The organism is Oleiphilus sp. HI0128 (assembly GCF_001635365.1).
On record NZ_LWGG01000459.1, the window covers coordinates 1 to 836 of the forward strand.

The 836-nt window shown below is 47.4% G+C and carries 1 protein-coding gene; it reads right to left on the reverse strand.

Annotated elements, in window-relative coordinates:
• Positions 1–836 (reverse strand): transglycosylase domain-containing protein (locus tag A3763_RS05620; RefSeq protein WP_197482791.1); only part of this gene is annotated, 836 nt, incomplete at both ends.

Here is an 836-nt window from a genome sequence, read left to right on the forward strand (position 1 = left end):
TTCTCTAGCTGGTGCTGGAGCTGGGGGTCTAGACTGGTATATATCTTTAGCCCTTCAGTGCGTAGGTCGTCTTCATGGTAATCTTTTCCCAGCTGACGCTTTACCATGTCCATAAATGCCGGGTAGGGATTAGTCTGTAGAGTCGGCTTATCGATAACGTTTAATGTGTGAGTGATCGCCTCTTGATAGCGTTGATCGTCAAGGAGGTTCTCCTTGTTCAGAAGAGACAAAACCAGGTTGCGTCGTTTTAGTGCTCGTTCAGGAAAACGGCGAGGATTATAATAGGACGGGCCTTTGATCATGGCGACAAGTAGAGCGTGTTCGGAGATAGAGCAGGCACGTAAATCCTTGCCAAAGTAGTAGAGGCTGGCTGCTGCAAACCCGTGGATAGCGAGTGAGCCAGATTGACCGAGAAAGACATCATTCATGTAAGTTTCTAGGATGGACTGCTTGTCATAATGGGCTTCCAGCATCAGAGACATCAGTGCTTCATTTACCTTTCGGCTAAGTGATCGCTCTCGACTGAGATAAAAATTCTTGACCAATTGTTGGGTAAGCGTGCTGCCACCTTGAACAACTCTGCCCGCTTTCAGGTTTGCCCATGCAGCACGCGCTATGGATAGCGGTGAAATGCCTAAATGATGTTTAAAGTCACGATCTTCAGTGACAAGAAGGCTGGCAATGAGTTGGTCGGGTATGTCTTCGTAGGGTAGTAGGATTCTTTCTTCTTTAGTGCGGGGATAAATGCCGCCCACTTTTAAAGGCTCTAGTGTATAGAGCGCTTGATGACTACCCAGGCCTTGCAGCTGGGTGACGATATCGTTTTCTATATGAAA